This is a genomic window from Polynucleobacter sp. HIN9 (assembly GCF_030297635.1).
Taxonomy (GTDB): Bacteria; Pseudomonadota; Gammaproteobacteria; order Burkholderiales; family Burkholderiaceae; genus Polynucleobacter.
Genome location: NZ_AP028140.1, coordinates 1,326,153 through 1,348,418, shown reverse-complemented (window position 1 = coordinate 1,348,418; position 22,266 = coordinate 1,326,153). Strand labels below are relative to the sequence as shown.

1 protein-coding gene (cut by a window edge) is annotated in these 22,266 nt (G+C 49.6%); it reads left to right on the top strand.

What is annotated here, in order from left to right; genetic code table 11:
* Positions 1–166 precede the first annotated feature (166 nt).
* Positions 167–22,266, top strand: the beginning of a protein-coding gene (locus tag QUE62_RS06770; protein WP_286261218.1) for an autotransporter-associated beta strand repeat-containing protein. The gene runs 22,495 nt beyond the window's last position; only the first 22,100 of its 44,595 coding nucleotides appear in the window; it begins with the start codon at positions 167–169; the stop codon falls past the right edge of the window.

Here is a 22,266-nt window from a genome sequence, read left to right as displayed (position 1 = left end):
GCCGGGAGGGTATTTTTGAAGCCCCATTTTTGGCAGTCCATTGATCAAAATCCATTATCCTTACGGCTAATTCCAGAAGTTCATTGATTAGCGCCTAGTAAGGGTTTATGAGCTTTTTTGATAAAGCTCAAATCATAAAAAATTGTGTTGAAAAAAGTAAACGTATTTGAAGACAGCTGTTGTAACTTTTCTAACCGGTGTAGTCGCTAGATCTCAAAATTTATTACGAGGTCGCCGGGAGCTTTTTTCTTACGTTTCGCAATCTGCTCTACAGAGCGCAAAAATTTCTTACACGATTTGCAAAAGTAAAAAATTCCAACAGCAATTTTTTGCAATCACTCTGATTTATTCGCAAATCAATTTTGCAGTTGCGCAAACAAATCCAACTGCACTACCAACCGGTGGAAATGTGGTTGCTGGATCCGCAACGATTACGCAAACATCGAATGGCACCACAGCCACGATGAACATCAACCAAACATCACAACGTGCGATTGTGAACTGGGATTCATTTAATGTGGGCGCGAATGCACAAGTCAACTTCAATCAACCCAACAGTAGCGCCGCGATTTTGAATCGTGTCACTGGTGCGAGTGCATCGGTGATCGATGGTGCGATTCGTGCCAATGGTCAAGTGGTGCTAGTCAACCCCAATGGGGTGATGTTTGGTAAGGGAGCACAGGTCAATGCCGCCGCTGTGGTCGCCACCACCATGGATATGGCCAATAAGGACTTTATGGCGGGTAAATCCACCTATGCTGGTAACGGTAAGGGCAAGGTCCATAACCAAGGCACCATCAGCATCAATGACCCCAATGGCTATATTGCCCTCTTAGCCCCGGAAGTGCGTAATGAAGGCTATTTATTGGCCCAAAAGGGAGCTAATAACACTATTGCCATGGCCTCTGGCGAGCAAATTACCCTGGATTTCCGAGGAGATCGCCTTATGCGGGTCTCGGTAGACATCGCCACCTACAACGCCTTGATTGAGAACAAGCGGGTAGTGGAGACTAAGGGCGGCCTCATTGTTGTGGCAGCCGGCTCCGCCCGCAATCTCATGAATTCAGTTATAAACAATACCGGTGTTATTACTTCAAGTAATATGGTGAACAATGGCGGCGTCATTGAATTGGTGGCTGCCAACGTCACCCAAGCGGGCAAGGTGAGTGCCAATGGCAAAGGCGAGAACAGCACCGGTGGTCAGATCAATATCGTCGGTGAACACATCACACTCACAGCAAATTCCGTGACCAAAGCAAACGGCAAAGCCGGTGGTGGTCAGATTGAAATCGGTGTGGGTCAAACAATCGCTACGAACGTGACAAGTGCACCGCAAGTCCAAATTCAAACCCAGTTGGCCAGTGCTGCTGTAAGCAACACCGCGAACACCACTGCAGTTGCACCTTCCTCTGTAACTGCATCACAAACCCAAACACAAACACAAACTGCACGCTTAGATCAACACCAAGCATCTGCTCTCACCAAAGCACAAGCCGCGAGTGATGCCAAACAAATGGCCAAGACCGTCACGATTGAAAATGGCGCACGTGTTTCTGCTTCTGCTACCGAAAAAGGTAACGGTGGTTCGATTGTGATTTGGAGTGAAACCAAGACCGCAGTAGCCGGTCTTTTGCAAGCACTCGGCGGCAAGAATGGCGGCAACGGTGGCTTTATTGAAACGAGCTCTAAAGGTGAAGTGCTCTTAGGAAAAACATTTACCGTCCAAACCCAAGCACCCCAAGGACAAACCGGTCGTTGGTTACTAGACCCCATTGATCTCACATTGGATCGTAATGCTGCGCAAGTGATCTCTGCGGCACTCACCAACAACAACGTGAGTATTGCAGTCAACGGTAATACCTGCCCGAGCCTGGGAAGCTGTACGCAAAATGGCTCAGGCAGCTTAACCTTGGCTAGTGGTGCAGACATCCTCAAAGAAGGCAATACGCTCACAACATTGACACTTACCGCATCGGGTATCTTTAATCTCAATGCGAACATTACTGGTGCGAATCTAAACGTCATCATCAATAGCTCGATTGCGTATCTCAATGTGGGCACCACCATCGATGTCAATCAAGTGACGGTGCAAGCCCAAACGATTTATGCCAACGGCAACATCACCGCACGTGGTGGTTATACAAGTAATGCTAATAACAGTAACAACAGCATTCGTGCTGCAATTGAACTCTTAGCGCAAGCGCTCTACATCTCTGGACGTCTATCCACTACACAAACGAGCAGTAATACGAATACATCAACCACATCGACTGCACTCACCATCAATGGCACTGTGGTGCGCCGTGAAGATTTACCGCAATACCTCACACAACAAAACAATACATTCGATCTCAATGAGATTGTGTATGCGACGATCGCTGCGAATGATGCGAATATCACCAACGCGCACAGTAATGTGATTGAGCTATTTGCAACTCAAACAATTACTGCTACCAATACAGCAGAAATCCGTGCGAACGGAACAAATGGCGGTGCGATTTATTTCAATGCCCCGCAAGTCAACACCCAAAATGGGTCTTTAATCCAGGCCCATGGTAATAACGGGCCCGGTGGGGTGATTGCCTTTACCGGAAATCAAATGAATTTAGCTGGAACCGCAACTGCCAATGGAAGCAGTGGAGGTTCTGTTGCCATTTCTGGTGATACAGCAACACTCGATAGTGGCGCATTCATCCAAACCAATGGTAGCGTGGGCCCTGGCGGTACGATTTCCATCGATATTGAGAATCATTTGCAAATCAATAGTGCGCAATTGCAAGCGAATGGCGCTACCGATGGTGGATCCATCCGGATACTCAGCCGCGCAGGCAACTTAAATCTCTTCGATTCAGTAGTTCAGACCAATGGCTCAAATGGTCGCGGTGGAAGTATTGGCATTTCAGCTTTCGATCAAACCATTTTTAGTAACGCAACAGTAGAAGCGAATGGTTTTATTCAAGGCGGAACAATCTTATTAGGCAATGATGCAGAAAACGGCACATTGCCTTTTTCTATTTATGCAAGCTTTGATCCATCTACCCGCATCAGTACATTAGCGACGAGTGTAAACGGAGTGGGTGGCTTTATTGAAACTTCAGGCCAAACCATTTATCTCCTTGCGAGTATTAATGCTGGGCGCGGCGGAATGTGGTTGATTGATCCTGTAGATATTTTTATTGGTAATTCTGCAAACCATAGCATCCTTAACACAGCCATTAATACCGCACTAGTAAGCTCGAATGTAACAATCAATTCATTTGGAAGTGGATCATGTACCGGAGTTTCTTGCTTTCAGACAACGCCACCAGATTGGAGCGGCGATATTTGGCTTCTGGGGTCTATAGACAAAACAGGGAGTAGTCCAACTACCCTTACTTTGACTGCAGCAAGAAGCATTTTAATTAATGCGCCTATCACTAATTCCGGGACAGGCGCACTTCATGTTGTCTTAAATGCCAGTGGCGAGGTTCAAGTCAATCAGCCAATCACAATTAAAGGCAGTTTGGAGGTAACGAGCACTAATCAATTTACAACCGCCTTTGGAAATAACATCACCGCGCAAGCAGGGATTACCAAAGTTGCTGGTGGTGGTCGAACTTCGTTAGGCGGAAATCTAACAACCAGTAATGCAGCTATTAATATCAATAGTGATTTATTGATACGTAATAACCTTTCGCTGAATACATCTGGAGGGGCCATCAATGTTACGGGTACGGTCACTAGTATCACAACTGCAGTTGACACCTTCACAAGCTCTGGAACCTTCAACAGGCCCGGCGTAACTGACATCGAACTATTAGTAATTGGTGGCGGCGGCTCGGGTGGCGGCTCTGTAGGAGGCGGTGGAGGTGCGGGTGGGGTGATTTACTACTCTACTACAGTAATCAGTAACACAACCCACACCATCACGGTAGGTGCGGGTGGAGCAGGAGTTTCTCGTGATTTACCTGGAAGTAATGGCGGTAGCTCGATCGCTTTTGGAATCACTGCACTAGGTGGGGGAGGTGGTAGCGCAATTCCGCCATCAACTAGTGGCTTTAGTGCTGGATCTGGTGGCTCTGGTGGTGGTGGCGGCGGATATTGGGGTATCTACACCGCAAGAGGTTCCAATAATATTATCCAGGGTAACTCTGGAGGTCAATATATTGGAAATTCCAATGCCAGTGGTGTTGCTGCCACGGCTGGAGGGGGTGGTGCACTTGGACGGGGTGGAGATGCAACTCTAGGTCAAGGCGGTACCGGTGGTGATGGCATTTTTTATGCTATCACTGGGTCCTCAACTCTTTATGCAACGGGTGGAGGTGCGTTAGGAGACTCATCTTGGATTACTGCTGGTGGCAATAATAGTGCGCATAATAATGCTGGACATGATGGATGGAGTGGTGCTGCGCCTACTATTACCGCCAACAGAGGTTCTGGGGGAGGGGGGCAATGGGCTCACGCATCCGCGAACCCTAGTCAATCAGGTTCGGCGGGTATTGTTGTTGTACGTTATGCAACCTCCGGGGGATCGACTCTTACACTAGATTCGGGTTCTGGGGCAGTCTCAATTCAAGGTAATATTTCTGGCGCAACCAGTATTGTAAAAAATGGTTCTGGAGTGGCCACCCTCTCCGGCCCCAACACCTACAGCGGCACCACCACTATTTCAGCTGGAACATTAACGATTACCGGAACATTGGGTGGTGGAAATTACGCAGGTGCCATTTCAAACTCAGGCACTCTCATAATTAATTCAAGCTCAAACCAGATACTGAGTGGCGTTATTTCTGGTACAGGAAGCTTGACTAAATCCGGTTCAGGCACTCTATCGCTCACCGGAAATAATACTTATAGCGGTGGAACAACTGTATCTACTGGAACGATTGGCGTTTATCACAACAACGCATTAGGCTCCGCCTCTGTAGCGATGGCCGATGGCACAACTCTATTGTTAGGACGCGCACTGACAACCGTTGCTAACAATATTGCCTTAACTGGTTCAGTCACAGTTGATCTTGATACCGCAGTGGAATATTTGATCGTTGCTGGTGGAGGTGGGGGTGGTGGCGGTATTGGTGGCGGCGGTGGTGCCGGTGAGTTTATTCAGGGATCTGTTGTTCTTTCGAATGGTGATAATCTGATTACAGTCGGTGCTGGAGGTGGTAGCGCACATAACGCTAATGGTCAATCCGGTTCGAATAGTACTGCCTTTGGCATAACGGCCAATGGCGGGGGCGGCGGTGGCGGTTATGCACTGAGCGGATTACCGGGAGGCTCGGGCGGCGGTGCTGGATCGGATTTGGCCAGCGCAACTGGTGGCGCATCAATCAAGTTAGGTGGCGGCTTAGGAAATCCCGGCGGTGATTTTGCAACAAATTATCTTGGTGGTGGACCCAATGCAATATCGTCAGGCGGTGGCGGCGCTGGTAGTGCTGGGGTGCGCGCTGCAGGAACTACTCAAACCGGTGGAAATGGCGGCTCTGGGGTTAGCAGTACCATCTCTGGAAGTTTGCAATTCTATGCTGGCGGGGGCGGAGGTGGCATTAATGGAGATCCAGCCGCTACATCCGCCGGTTCTACAGGAGAGGGTGGTAGTGGCGTAGGTGGTAATGGGGGAGCTAAATCTTCAAATGCTGCTTTAAGAGCGGGGGGAGATGCTGTTAATGGAACAGGCTCAGGCGGTGGCGGTGCTAGTAACGCAAGTTTAGGAGGACGTGGCGGCTCCGGAATTGTGATTGCCCGCTACCTTGGTGCCACTGCCGGTTCTGGCGGCAATACTCTAGCTGCTGGGAACGGACTCGCTGCGGGCTATACGGTGCACACCTTTACGAGTAGCGGCACGCTTACGCTTAATGCTATCGCCCCAGTTCTCAGCGGAAATATTACTGGCACAGGTAACCTCACCGTAGATGCAACCGGTGGCACGATTTCATTGACCGGTACCAATGCCTATGCCAATACGACGATTAGTGGTGGCACTCTTAATATAGGCAATAACACTACTGCGGGTACCTTGGGCTCTGGCACCGTAACAAACAATGCCGCTTTAGTATTGCAGCGTTCCAATGACTTTGCTGTCGCCAATAACATCAGTGGTACTGGTGCGTTAACTAAGTTAGGGACTGGAGTGGCCACTCTTACGGGGACTAATTCTTACGGTGGTGATACAACTATTTCTGCTGGCACATTAGCAATCGGCGGCTCAGGAACGTTGGGCTCTGGAAATTATGCAGGCAATATTTCCATCGCCAACACCAATGACGGCACTTTGCAATATGCATCAAGCGCAACGCAAACCCTCTCGGGAATATTAAGTGGCACGGGTGCTCTTACCGTCTCTGGAAGTGGGACATTAATACTGACAAATACAAATACTTACACAGGCATCACAACGATCTCCGGCGGTATTTTGTCGATTAGTGCCGATAGCAATTTAGGAGCTGCGCCTGCCTCAACCACGGCAACTGCCATCACATTAAGTGGTGGTACGCTGCAGGCCACGGCAGACTTAACACTTCATACCAATCGGGGTATGACCTTAACAGCCGCGAGTGGTTTAGCTGCAATTAGTGGCGCGCGCTTGATTCAGTCAGGTGTAGTGACTGGCAATTTTGCGCTAACTATCAATGGCGCTGGTCAAACTGGTATGGTTGCACTGACTGCTACTAATACCCATGGCAGTACCACAGTTACAGCAGGGACCTTCGGTCTCTATAACAATACAGCGGCTGGTAGCGGTGCAATAGCAATGGCCAATGGTACTACTCTGTTATTAGGCCGCGCAGTGACAACCGTTAGTAACAATATTGCCTTAACTGGTTCCGTCACAGTTGCTCTTGATACCGCGGTGGAATATTTGATCGTTGCTGGTGGTGGTGGAGGTGGTGCCTGGGTAGGTGGTGGTGGCGGTGGTGGTGGTGTACTAACTGGAACAACGAGTTTGGTTTCAACAAGTGCTTTTACCATTTCCGTTGGTAATGGCGGAGTTGGTGCTATCAATGCTCCATCAACCGTCTACACAGCTGCAACTCAAGGCGATAACTCATCTGCATTTGGTTTCACCGCAGTTGGGGGTGGGGCAGGAGGAAACTATTTCGGTGGGGCAACCTCCGGGGGATCTGGAGGCGGTCAGGGCGGTAATCAAGCCGCAGCTTCAGGCACATCTGGTCAAGGTAGCGCCGGCGGAAGTGGTGATGGAGTTGGAACATGGGGCTACGTGGCTGGTGGCGGTGGCGGTGCTGGTGCAGTTGGTGGAAATGCCACAACCACTGAGGCAGGAACCGGCGGAATCGGACTGCTATCGTCAATATCTGGCAACCCTATTTACTATGGAGGCGGTGGGGGCGGAGGTGTTCATAGTGGTGGACTTGCAGCAGCAGGTGATGGTGGATTAGGTGGCGGTGGAAACGGAGTGGTTAACTCCGCATTAAAAGCATCAAATGGAAATGCGAACACTGGGGGTGGCGGCGGCGGTGCTGGTCGAGTTAATAACGCTTATTCAGAGGGGGGTAATGGCGGCTCCGGAATTGTGATTACTCGCTACCTTGGCGCTACAGCTGGTTCGGGCGGGGCTCCTGCAGATGGAACCGGACTCGCTGCGGGCTATACGGTGCACACCTTTACGAGTAGCGGCACGCTTACGCTTAATGCTATCGCCCCAGTTCTCAGCGGAAATATTACTGGCACAGGTAACCTCACCGTAGATGCTGCAGGGGGTACAGTCTCTTTATCAGGTACCAATGGTTATACCGGTACCACCACCATTTCTGCCGGTACTTTAGTAATTAGCGGCACAGGTTCATTGGGATCAGGATCGTATGCTGGCAACATCACTAACAATGGCACATTAAGGCATTCCTCCAGTGCAGCCCAAACTTTTTCCGGAATTATTTCTGGATCTGGTACTTTAACAAAAGATACCTCAAATTCAAGCACCTTAACACTATCAGGTGCCAATGATTACACCGGCGCTACCACCATCTCTAATGGTGTTTTACGGGCCTCTCACAATACGGCGCTTGGAACTGTTGCAGGTGGAGTCACAGTGGCAAACGGTGCGGCACTGGAATTATCAGATGGCATTTCGATTGGCGATGAGGCTCTAAGTTTAAATGGCACCGGCATTAGTAATGGTGGTGCATTACGAAATATCAGTGGTAACAATACCTATGGTGGCGCAATCACCTTGGTAACGAACGCAGTTCGAATCAATTCGGATAGTGATACCTTAACACTTAATAAATCATCCACTGCAATTACTGCATCAAATATCAGCTTAACGATTGGTGGTTCTGGAAACACGACTGTTAGTACGATTATCGCTACCGGTACAGCAACCTTAACAAAAGATGGCAGCGGCACCCTAACTTTATCCGGCACCAACACCTACACCGGCAATACCACTATCTCGGCTGGCACCTTATCAATTAATACCGATCAAAGCCTGGGAGCAGTTCCGGGTTCGGCCACAGCTGACTCAATCGTTCTTAATGGCGGTGTTTTATTAGCAACCGCCGACATCACATTAAGTAGTCTTCGTGGCATTAGCCTCGGTGCCAGCGGTGGTGCATTCAGCATGGATAGTTCGAAAACTCTCATCTATGGCGGCATAATTGCCGATGCCAGTGGTGTCACCGGTGCATTAACGAAGGTTGGTGCAGGTACCTTGGTGTTATCTGGACTAAATACATACAGTGGCGTTACCACCATTAGCGCAGGCACTCTCAGAATAGGCTCGGCTACCGCGCTTGGTGCCTCCACTGCTGCTGTCACGATTACCGCAGGTGCCGCACTGGATCTGAATGGTCAAACGATGACCAATACCAATGCGTTAACTGGAAATGGTTCTGGGATCAATAATGGTGGCGCGATTACGAACTCAAGTTCCTCACCAGCAAGCTATGCAGGCGCAGTCAGTCTTGGTAGTGCTACTGCAATTGGAAGTACCTCTGGAGGAATTACGATTAGTGGTTCAATCTCTGATAGTAGTAATTATGGTTTGGCCATAGTGGGCAATCAAGCAGTAACGATGAGTAATAGTAGCAATACCTTATCAACTATTGCATCAGGTACTGGTATCGGCGCATTAACGCTAGTGAATAATGCCAACTTAACGATTGGCTCAGTCACAGTTAATAGTGTGGCTTATGCAGGTATTAACTCAACGGGCAGGATCTCGATTCAGACGACCCGTAATCTCACGATTACCCAGAACGTCGCAACGACTGATAACTCATCAACAGGTTCGTCCCCCGCATTATTACTTGCGGCTGGAAGTGGCAGTGGAGTTGGTAGCGTGACCTACAACATCACTTTGAGCGGTTCTTCTGCTTTAACAATTGGTAACGGCGGAATTGCCAACTTGTATTCAGGCGGCCTAGATGAAAGTGCAGGTTTAGCCACTTATATCAATACTTTGTCACCAAAGTCTTACACTTATGATGCCACCACATCCACGCAACCATCAGCGTTAGGCTATAACGTCATATTCCGTGGCAGCGCACCGATTATTTACCTCACGATTGTGGACGGGCAAAGTAGCACCTATGGAACAGCAAGCGCCTTAAGTTTTTGGTATTCCTCAAGCCCAACCCTTTATGGAGAGAGCTACGTACCAAGCTCTCTTTCTGCCTACAATACTGTTCAAACCTTTACAGCAGGGCAAAGTTCTATTTCACTTACCGGTAGCTTGAGTGGCACGATTGCTATTAGTACTGCGCTAACAGCGACCACGAGTGCGAATACCTATAGCTTAACCTTAACGCCTACGCTTACTCTTTCTGGTTCAACTACAACATTCCAGGCTGGCACCGCAAAGAACTTTACTGTCAATCCCAAAGCCTTGAATATTGGTATTACTAAGACGTACGATGGATCCAATAGCTATACCAACGCTCACTCGTACACTTTAACTGGCATGGTTAATGGTGATAGTGCACCAACGATTAGTTCGGGATCGGCCGCCATTAATACGGTCAATGTAACGAATACACCAGTTGCCTCGTTTGATAGCAATACATTTGCATTAAGTAATAGCAACTACACCTTGACCGGTGGTACGGTCAGCGCTGCAATCACCCAACTTGCCTCCGTAACGTATACGGGTGCAAGCGGTGGACTATGGTCCGCAGGCGCGAACTGGACAGTAACCGGTGGTGTAGCGACTGGCGCCACACCAACTTTGGGTAACGTTGCCACTGTGGTCATTCCAAGTGGCTCATCCGTGACTTATGGCGACGCGATGAGCGGTTTGACGCCAACAAATGCAACCGCGATTACCAATAATGGATCGATCGCCTTCACAAATACGAGTTCAGTGACTTTACCAAGCGCAATCTCAGGTAATGGTCAGGTGACACTTTCTGGAAGTGCGCCGTTGATTTTGACTGGAAGTAATACGTATGCTGGAGCTACCACTATTAATTATGGCTCCACCTTGCAAGTTGGAAGCGCTGGCGCACTCTCTAGCAGTTCAGCATATGTTATTGACGGCACCTTAGATCTAGCAGGCTACTCCGTATCCGCCGGATCAATTGCTGGGGCAAGTGGGGGAGTGATCACAAGTTCGGCTAGTGGTACCCCAACCCTCACCGTGGGTGATAATAATTCCAGTACCACCTTCTCGGGAGTGATTGAAGATGGATCGGCAAGTAGTTTGGCGATCACTAAAGCCGGAAGCGGCGTTCTCACACTGGCGAATGCAAACACCTACAGTGGCCTTACCACCATTAATGCGGGTACGTTAAAAATTACCAATGCTGCTGGATTAGGCTCCACGAGTGGTGCCACAACGATTAACTCAAGTGGCGTATTGGATTTACACAATGTAGTGGTGGGCGCTGAGGCCATAACGCTTGCAGGCGGAACGCTTAAAGATGTTACTAGCAGCCTTGCTGGGAACATTACGCTAACAGCCGATAGTACTATTAGTGCGACTAATGCTGATGACACGCTCACCTTAAGTGGGGTTATTTCTGGTGGTTTTGGAATTACCAAAACCGGTTTAGGTCTAGTAGTTCTCACTAATGCAAACACTTATACAGGTGCCACCACGATTAGTACTGGAACATTAAGCCTTACTGGTAGTGGCTCGATTGCTGACTCTTCAGTGGTGACCGCAACAGGTACCTTCGATATCAGCGGCACAAGCTCTGGAGCAAGCATCAAGAGTCTTGCTGGAGCCGGCGCGATCAATCTGGGTGGACGTGCTTTATCGTTAACAGCAGCCAATAGCGATACTTTTAGTGGCTCAATCAGCGGTACAGGCGGAAGCCTCACTTTGGTGTCAGGTACCCAAACCCTCTCAGGAAGCAGTACTTATAGCGGCGGTACAACTATTAATGGCGGCACACTCATTGTGTCCGGTGCTACGGCTTTGGGATCCTCTGCTGCTGCGCTTACCATGAGCGCAAACGGTATCCTGGATCTGCGTGCCGCACTCACTGTAGGTAGCTTGACCATGGCCTCCGGGAATACCGTCATTAATACGACGGGCACCTCAAGTCTTGCTGTGAGCGGTGCCGCAACCTTGGGAAGTGCAATTACAACCTCTGGTTCACAAACTTATAGTGGGGCCGTGACTTTAATCACGAACACCAGCCTCAGTGCAACGAATAGCGGAATTAGCCTAGGCTCAACGCTTGATGGTGCCTATACATTCAGTACCAGCAATGGCAGCGGGGCAATAACTCTTGGTTCAGTTGGGGCGACAACGCCACCGACTGGACTGAGTCTTGCTGGAACTGGAGCCAATACTCTCAACGGGGATCTGGTGGTTGCAGGTAATATTGATTTGAGAGGAACTTCACGTTCAACCGGTTTCTCGGCTGATCGCGCTATCAACACTGGTTCGACAAATGGTAATGTAATGCTTGGTGTGGTGAATAGCGCGTTTGGCCTCACTGTTGCCTCGGGAAGTGGAGCGATTAACAGTTTGGCAATTGGTACCTCTACACCACTTGCGTATGTCACATTCACTGGAACGGGCTCCAACACAATTGGCGGCAACATCAGCAGTTATGGGGCAATTAATCTCGGTAGCGCGCGAACCAGCAATGTGGGCGCAAGTTATACGATTAGCTCGGATGGTGATTTAACAGTAGGGGCCATCAATCTCACGGCAGGCTCTACTCTGACCTTGGATGCAAGTGCTGGAAATATTGCTGTAACTAGTATTGCTGGACCAGGATCAGGAAGTAACGCCAACGTGACCTTTAGTAATAGCGGTACGGTGGTCGTGAGTGGCAATATTGCTAGTCGCATCGGTACCCTATGGCTCAATAAAACTGCGGGTAATGTGAGCTTTGCAGGAAACCTGCAAATTAGTCAGTTCAGATCAGATGCAAGTGCCGCCTACAATTTGAGCATTTTGGGTTCGAGCAATTCGATTGCGAGTTTCTCGACCACCACTGCATTTGAAACCACTGGCAGCCTCACGATTGGTGATTCAGCGAGTGACGCCTTTGCATACTCTGGTGGCGCTTTTGCACCCACGATGCCATCTGCACTTAATATCGGTGGCACCATTGCCACCACCACAAGTACATCTGGTAGTGGAGTGATTACTTTAGGAAGCTCAATCCCAGTGACTTTGCATTCGGATTTAACGCTAGATAGCAGTGCAAGTAATGCAAACATCACCGTGGCCCGCGCCATTGCAGGCGCCACTAAGAGCATGACGATTAATTCGGGTACGGGCACCATTGCGTTGACCGGGGCCGTCACTGGAATGGGTAACATCAGTTTGACAGGTAATAAGATTAATTGGTCATCAACTCTCGACGGAACGGGTGCCTTAACCTTAAAGCCAACCACCACTACTAACTTAATTCATATTAATGGCTCGACTGACGCTATCGCTACGATTCTTGACATTACAGCTGCCGAGTTGGCCAATCTGGGAACTAACTTTAGTTCTGTATTATTTGGCGGCGCATCACAAAGCGGCAATGTTTTCCTCAAAGCAAATCTAGCCACCTCCTTACCGACCACGCTTCAGACCTCTGGGGTCATTTACTTAGAGGGTAACTTCACTGGTAGCGGTAGTGCTTCACTCAATTTAACTGGACCAGTACAAATTAGTGCCTCTCGAACCTTGACTGCTTCAACAGTAACATTGAGCTCTACACTCACCACAGTCAGTGCCGCTGCGTATGATCTCGGCATTAGTGGTGACGCTATATTTAGCGGTGCAATCACAAGTGTGCGGAATTTAAGTGTCTCAGGCACAACTTCGATTGGTGCTGATATCACCACCACTGGTACGCAAACCTATACCGGAGCCGTCACACTATCTGGTACCGGCGCAACCAGAACTTTGCAGGGCACCACGGTTACTGCAAGCTCCACCATTGCGGGTGGTGCTAACGCACTCACGATTACGGGTAACGCAGTCTTTGGTGGTGCAATTTCAGCAATTACCAATCTTGGTATCTCAGGCACAACTTCGATTGGTGCTGATATCACCACCACTGGTACGCAAACCTATACCGGAGCCGTCACACTATCTGGTACCGGCGCAACCAGAACTTTGCAGGGCACCACGGTTACTGCAAGCTCCACCATTGCGGGTGGTGCTAACGCACTCACGATTACGGGTAACGCAGTCTTTGGTGGTGCGATTACGGCAATTACCAATCTTGGTGTCTCAGGCACAACTTCGATTGGTGCTGATATCACCACCACTGGTACGCAAACCTATACCGGAGCCGTCACACTATCTGGTACCGGCGCAACCAGAACTTTGCAGGGCACCACGGTTACTGCAAGCTCCACCATTGCGGGTGGTGCTAACGCACTCACGATTACGGGTAACGCAGTCTTTGGTGGTGCAATTTCAGCAATTACCAATCTTGGTATCTCAGGCACAACCTCGATTAACGCCAACATCACCACCACCGGTACCCAAACCTATACCGGAGCGGTGACCTTAGGTGCCAATGCGGCCTTAGCAACCACCAATAATGCGATTGCCTTTAGTAGTACGGTAAATAGCGATAGCAGTACACCACGTAATCTCACGGCCAATGTAGGCTCTAGCAACATTACCTTTACCGGTGCCGTCGGTGGCGCCCAAGGCTTGGGGAACATCTCCTTAACCAGCACTGGCACCACCACCTTTAGCTCCACCGTAGCCGCTAGCAGCGTAGTGCAAAACTCCACCACCGGTACTACCGCAATCAATGGTGGTTCGATCACCACCACTGGCGCACAAACCTACGGTAACGCAGTAACCCTAGGGGCTGACACCACCTTAGAGAGTTCTGCCTCTGGCAACATTACCTTCTCCTCGACCGTCAATGGCGCCAAGGACTTAACGGTAAACACCTCAGGTGCTACCGTCTTTAGCGGTATCGTGGGCGGTACCACCAACTTAACCTCGATCACCACCGACGCTGGTGGTACGGTCTCCTTTGGTAACAACATCACCACCACTGGCGCACAAACCTATAACGATGCTGCCACACTTACCGCCGCGGCGATCCTCTCGGCTTCTAGCATCACCACGGGCTCCACGTTTGCTGCTAGCACCTTTGCACTCACACTCACCACCGATGCGATCAGCCTGGGCGGTAATCTGAGCGGTGCGGGTGCTTTGGTCATTCAACCGAAGACAAATAGCACGACGATTGGTCTGGGTAGTGGTATTACCGCCACCTCATGTGGTGGGGCAGTGTGTACCTTAACCCTTGATGATGCAGAGTTGGCATATTTACAAAACGGCTTTACTGGTATCACGATCGGCAGTACTGCTGGTACGGGAGCCATTGCCTATACCACTTCTACCAATTACACCTTCAACGATCCGCTGACCATCCGTAGCAGCTCCGGCACGATTACTGCAACTAGTGCATTGAACACCGGTACCAATAATCTAACGATCACCAGTGGTGGAGCGGTAAGCTTAGCAGCGATTACTTCCGGTACCTTAGCAGTGACAGGAACAGGCATTACCCTCAATGGTGATATCACCACTAGCGGCACCCAAACCTACACTGGTGCTGTGACCTTAGGCGCTTCGATTACTGCCGCTTCCACAGGTGCATCATCGGCTGGCAACAACATCTCCTTTACGAGCACGATTAATGGGGCAAGAGCACTCACTATTAATGCAGGTACTGGAGCGATTAGTTTTGGAAGTACAGTTGGTAATACTACTGCTTTAACTAGCTTAGCTACCACCTCAACCCATACCTCTGGTACAACCATTAGTGGCAACATCACCACCACTGGTACGCAAACTTACACGTCGAATGTGACCTTGAGTGCTGCGAATAATGAACTCAGTACAACTAATAGTCCAGTAACAATTACTGGTAATGTGATTGGCGGTTCTTCGTCATCAACTCTTATTTTGGAGTTCTTAGGTAGCGGCCAATATAAACACAATGGCACGACCTATACGGCTGGTAGCGGTAGCCAACCCGCTGGAATCACAGTCTCATTCTCATCCGGTGCTTATAGTTGGACACCGTCTGCTTCAACCACTGCTAATGTATTGGTGGTGGGCGGTGGTGGTGGCGGTGGTTTTGATGGTGCCGGTGGTGGCGGAGGTGGCGGAGTTATTTATACAACCTATAGCGTTGTCTCTGGTAGTGTTATTTCAGTCACTGTTGGCTCTGGGGGTACGCGTTCGTCAACTGTTGGTGGACAAGCTAGTAACGGGGGTCAGTCAACATTTGCGAATTTAACTTCCTTAGGCGGTGGCGGTGGTGGTTCTAAGCAGGCAAATGGAGCTAATGGCGCCTCTGGTGGCGGAGGCGGTCACAACAATTCCACCACGTCGCTTCAGCAGGGCGGTTCTGGTAGCTATGCAACCGATGGAAATAGCACTACCTTTGGAAATTCTGGAGGTGCTTCTTATGGACCCTCTGGTGGCGGCGGTGGTGGTGCAAGCTCAGCTGGTGTAAACGCAACTAGTTCCGGCCCTGGAGCTGGTGGCGCTGGTTATTCAAGCGATATCAGTGGGCAAACTGTTGTATACGGAAGTGGTGGTGGCGGCGGTTCGCACGCAGTTGCAGGGGCATCTGGTGGAACCAATGCGGGTACCGGAGGAGGAAATACAGCCGCGGCAACAAATCCAGTCAGCAATACTGGCGGCGGTGGCGCCGGTGGTGGAAATGTAAGCGCTGGTGCTACACCTTCCAATGGGGCCTCTGGAATCGTGATTGTTAATGCAAGTTCAACCGGTACTGGATTGACCATTAACACCGGCAGTGGCGTCATTACCATCGGTGGTAATGTTGGTGAATCCAATGCAATTGCAAGCTTATCTTTAACCAGTAGTACAGAAATTGTCCTAAATGGCAACATCACCACCACCGGTACCCAAACCTATACCGGAGCGGTGACCTTAGGTGCCAATGCGGCCTTAGCAACCACCAATAATGCGATTGCCTTTAGTAGTACGGTAAATAGCGATAGCAGTACACCACGTAATCTCACGGCCAATGTAGGCTCTAGCAACATTACCTTTACCGGTGCCGTCGGTGGCGCCCAAGGCTTGGGGAACATCTCCTTAACCAGCACTGGCACCACCACCTTTAGCTCCACCGTAGCCGCTAGCAGCGTAGTGCAAAACTCCACCACCGGTACTACCGCAATCAATGGTGGTTCGATCACCACCACTGGCGCACAAACCTACGGTAACGCAGTAACCCTAGGGGCTGACACCACCTTAGAGAGTTCTGCCTCTGGCAACATTACCTTCTCCTCGACCGTCAATGGCGCCAAGGACTTAACGGTAAACACCTCAGGTGCTACCGTCTTTAGCGGTATCGTGGGCGGTACCACCAACTTAACCTCGATCACCACCGACGCTGGTGGTACGGTCTCCTTTGGTAACAACATCACCACCACTGGCGCACAAACCTATAACGATGCTGCCACACTTACCGCCGCGGCGATCCTCTCGGCTTCTAGCATCACCACGGGCTCCACGTTTGCTGCTAGCACCTTTGCACTCACACTCACCACCGATGCGATCAGCCTGGGCGGTAATCTGAGCGGTGCGGGTGCTTTGGTCATTCAACCGAAGACAAATAGCACGACGATTGGTCTGGGTAGTGGTATTACCGCCACCTCATGTGGTGGGGCAGTGTGTACCTTAACCCTTGATGATGCAGAGTTGGCATATTTACAAAACGGCTTTACTGGTATCACGATCGGCAGTACTGCTGGTACGGGAGCCATTGCCTATACCACTTCTACCAATTACACCTTCAACGATCCGCTGACCATCCGTAGCAGCTCCGGCACGATTACTGCAACTAGTGCATTGAACACCGGTACCAATAATCTAACGATCACCAGTGGTGGAGCGGTAAGCTTAGCAGCGATTACTTCCGGTACCTTAGCAGTGACAGGAACAGGCATTACCCTCAATGGTGATATCACCACTAGCGGCACCCAAACCTACACTGGTGCTGTGACCTTAGGCGCTTCGATTACTGCCGCTTCCACAGGTGCATCATCGGCTGGCAACAACATCTCCTTTACGAGCACGATTAATGGGGCAAGAGCACTCACTATTAATGCAGGTACTGGAGCGATTAGTTTTGGAAGTACAGTTGGTAATACTACTGCTTTAACTAGCTTAGCTACCACCTCAACCCATACCTCTGGTACAACCATTAGTGGCAACATCACCACCACTGGTACGCAAACCTATACCGGAGCCGTCACACTATCTGGTACCGGCGCAACCAGAACTTTGCAGGGCACCACGGTTACTGCAAGCTCCACCATTGCGGGTGGTGCTAACGCACTCACGATTACGGGTAACGCAGTCTTTGGTGGTGCAATTTCAGCAATTACCAATCTTGGTATCTCAGGCACAACCTCGATTAACGCCAACATCACCACCACCGGTACCCAAACCTATACCGGAGCGGTGACCTTAGGTGCCAATGCAGCCTTAGCAACCACCAATAATGCGATTGCCTTTAGTAGTACGGTAAATAGCGATAGCAGTACACCACGTAATCTCACGGCCAATGTAGGCTCTAGCAACATTACCTTTACCGGTGCCGTCGGTGGCGCCCAAGGCTTGGGGAACATCTCCTTAACCAGCACTGGCACCACCACCTTTAGCTCCACCGTAGCCGCTAGCAGCGTAGTGCAAAACTCCACCACCGGTACTACCGCAATCAATGGTGGTTCGATCACCACCACTGGCGCACAAACCTACGGTAACGCAGTAACCCTAGGGGCTGACACCACCTTAGAGAGTTCTGCCTCTGGCAACATTACCTTCTCCTCGACCGTCAATGGCGCCAAGGACTTAACGGTAAACACCTCAGGTGCTACCGTCTTTAGCGGTATCGTGGGCGGTACCACCAACTTAACCTCGATCACCACCGACGCTGGTGGTACGGTCTCCTTTGGTAACAACATCACCACCACTGGCGCACAAACCTATAACGATGCTGCCACACTTACCGCCGCGGCGATCCTCTCGGCTTCTAGCATCACCACGGGCTCCACGTTTGCTGCTAGCACCTTTGCACTCACACTCACCACCGATGCGATCAGCCTGGGCGGTAATCTGAGCGGTGCGGGTGCTTTGGTCATTCAACCGAAGACAAATAGCACGACGATTGGTCTGGGTAGTGGTATTACCGCCACCTCATGTGGTGGGGCAGTGTGTACCTTAACCCTTGATGATGCAGAGTTGGCATATTTACAAAACGGCTTTACTGGTATCACGATCGGCAGTACTGCTGGTACGGGAGCCATTGCCTATACCACTTCTACCAATTACACCTTCAACGATCCGCTGACCATCCGTAGCAGCTCCGGCACGATTACTGCAACTAGTGCATTGAACACCGGTACCAATAATCTAACGATCACCAGTGGTGGAGCGGTAAGCTTAGCAGCGATTACTTCCGGTACCTTAGCAGTGACAGGAACAGGCATTACCCTCAATGGTGATATCACCACTAGCGGCACCCAAACCTACACTGGTGCTGTGACCTTAGGCGCTTCGATTACTGCCGCTTCCACAGGTGCATCATCGGCTGGCAACAACATCTCCTTTACGAGCACGATTAATGGGGCTGGTGCGAATAGTCAGTCCTTATCTTTGAATAGCGGTTCATCTGGAACGATTGCGGTATCGGGTGCGGTTGGAACGGGTGCCTCCCTCATGACTCTAACAATTACGAACTCAGGAGGAGCTACTTTTAGTAATGCCGTTACAACCGGAACTGGTATTGTTATTACCAATTCTTCCTCATCAACCCTTATTAGCTTTAATGGCAACCTCACAACTGCAGCTTTGACAGTCACGGGTACCGCAAACACTTATAACGTTCGTTTAATTGGCTCAACGAATTTAGTTACCAATGGGGTCACCTTCGCCAATACCGGAACCTTGGTCTTGGGCGATTCGGCAACCGATAGCTTTACTTTTAGTGGCGGCATCACTGCGATAGCCCCAAGTAGCATGACCTTAGCTGGAACCTTTACCAGCGGAAATACCTGGAGTGTTGGCGATAGTAATACAGGAGTTTCTTTAGCGGCGAACACGTCAATTACCACTGCGGCAGCTAATGCCAATTTAACTTTAGGTGGTGCTGTGACTGGGGCCGGCTATACACTCACTCTCAATGCTGGTACTGCCACAATCACTTTTGGCAGCACTGCTTCGGGTTTAGGGAATACATCATTAATTGCAAACGAAATTGATCTGTCGGGTAGCTTTGCAGGCTCAGGAACACTCACGATTGTGCCTGCCACCCTATCACGCAATATCTCTTTAGGCGCTTCTGATAATTCTGATACGACTGTCCTAAATCTCACCACAACAGAGTTGGGCTATCTTGCGGATGGCTTCTCAGCGATTACGCTTGGTGGTGGAAGCTACACGGGTAATTACAGCTCACAGGCCGCCGTAAGCTTTAAGGACCCTGTAACCTTCACCTCTTCAGGAACGTTCACTTTAAGTCATAACCTTGCCGCTGCCGCCTCCACTAATGCAGCATTTACGATCAATGGGCCACTTCTTTGGAACGGTGGCGACATCACGACTAGTTCCGGTCTAGTATCTTTACTTGGAAATGTTACTTTAGGTGGAACGGGTACACGAACAGTCTCGACAACGAGCGGTGAGGTCACGATTGGTACCAACTCTAGTAATACCGTTACTGGAAATGCAGTTAATTTCACATTGAATAGCGGCTCCGCTGGTACCACGATTAATTCTTCGTTCAGTAATATTGGTGATCTGGGCCTTGGGGTAACGGGACAAACTGGATCTATTTATGTCTTGAATGACGTTACTGCTGCAGGTTTGATTACTGGCACTACAAATTATGATATTTACATTGGGCAAGCACCATCGAGTATCGATTACATCCAAATTACTGTTGATAACGGCTATACCGCTTATTTAAATGGCACCACTTTGGGGTCAGGGGCGGACTGGGGGTCTGCGCAGAAATATTCAAACCCAAGTTCCGCAGTGAATGGGGTCAATATTTTTGCCGTTGCCGCATACGATGCTGGAGGCATCGCTGCACTGCAGGCTGAGATTAAGTTATCCAACGGGACTGTGTTGGGTAGTGACGAAACCTGGAAATTAACCACATCAAACCCAACTTCCAATGCCAATTGGAATAAGTCTGGTTACAACGATGCTTCCTGGACCACGCCAAATGCAAATGCTGTTTGGCCCAATAATTCTGGACCATGGGGAAATAGACTCGACAATACCGTTGGCAAATGGATTTGGTCATCCGATAACGACGCCGACAATAATGTCTGGTTCAGATATGCCTTTACTGTGAACAGTGGTGGTAGCAATACCAATAGTTTTGTGATTGGTTCCGGTGCCACCATTCAAAATACTGGAAGGCTTAATATTCAAACCTCTGGAACAGTTTCGTTTGGAGGCAATTTAGTTGCTCAAACTCAATCAGCCATCAGTTTGAATGCCAGTGTTGCTGTCTCTGGTACTGCTACTATCGGTGGTGCCTCAACCCCGGTTACGCTCACTGGAAACTCATCGATCTCTACTGCGACAGCCAATGCGAATGCTGGTGCAAACCTTGCGATCGCTGGGGCAGTTGACGGTACTTTTAGCCTTAGCCTGGCTGCAAAGGCGGGCGAAATCACACTAAGTCGCCCAATTGGAGCAACAACCGCTCTCACTTCTCTTGCAATTGATAACGCTCAGACTGGATCAGTTGCTATTAATGGGACCTATCGGTCTACCAGTTTTAGCTCTGGTACCGGAGTTTATAACCTGATATTTACTGGATCGACTGTTCAGGTAACGAATGCTACAACATTTAGTAATCTAGGTACCTTGCAAATTGGAGATGCTGCTACAGATTCAGGAACGTTTACTGGCGGCTTTACCGCGATCACACAAAGCGGTATCAGCCTAGCCGGATCGATTACGGCGAATGGTCCTACTACGATTGGAAGTAATTCTGCGGGAATCACTTTGCTTGAGAATGTTTCGATTAATACATCGGGCGGTTCCAATACAACTAACCGAGCTTTGACATTTAATGGCGACTTAGTTGGAAGTGGCAAGTCTTTAACTCTCAATACGGGTTCTGGAGTGCTCGCAACCAAAGGCCTTGGAATCAGCGGAGGCGGATTGGGGGCAATCACCATTACCTCAAATGAATTTAATCCGACTGGCGATATCTATGGCCAATCAACCTTAACTATTCGGCCTTCAACATCAGGCAATACGATGGTTTTGGGTGATTTGGACTCGACTAACGATAATACAAATTCAATTCTTGATCTGACTGTTACTGAGCTTGGTTATATCAAGCCAGGCTTTACTGGCATCACCTTTGGGTCTTCAACAACTGGTGCAATTAGTACCGCATCGAATCTAGCATTTACGAGCCCTGTGACTTTTGATACGAATGGCACGGCGCCGGTGTACCTGGGCGGTAATCTCAGCGGTAGTGGCACAGCAGCATTTACATTTAGCGATAAGGTCGTAATCACTGCAACATCTGTAACGGTTCAAACGGCCGACCAAGCGGTTACCTTTAATAGTACGTTGGATGGAACCACTCGGTATGGCCAAAGTCTGGTCCTAAACGTTGGAGCTGGTAGCGTAACCTTTAATGGTGCTATTGGAGCAACATTTGATCTTGATGTATTTACTTTAGAGGGTACCGGTACATATACGATTAATGCCCCAGTGAATACGGCATCCATTAATACTGGTGCTGGCGGCACAACGGTCATTGATACCCCAGTAGTGGCCACTGTAGGCTCTCAGACCTATAACAATGCATTGCTGATTAAACA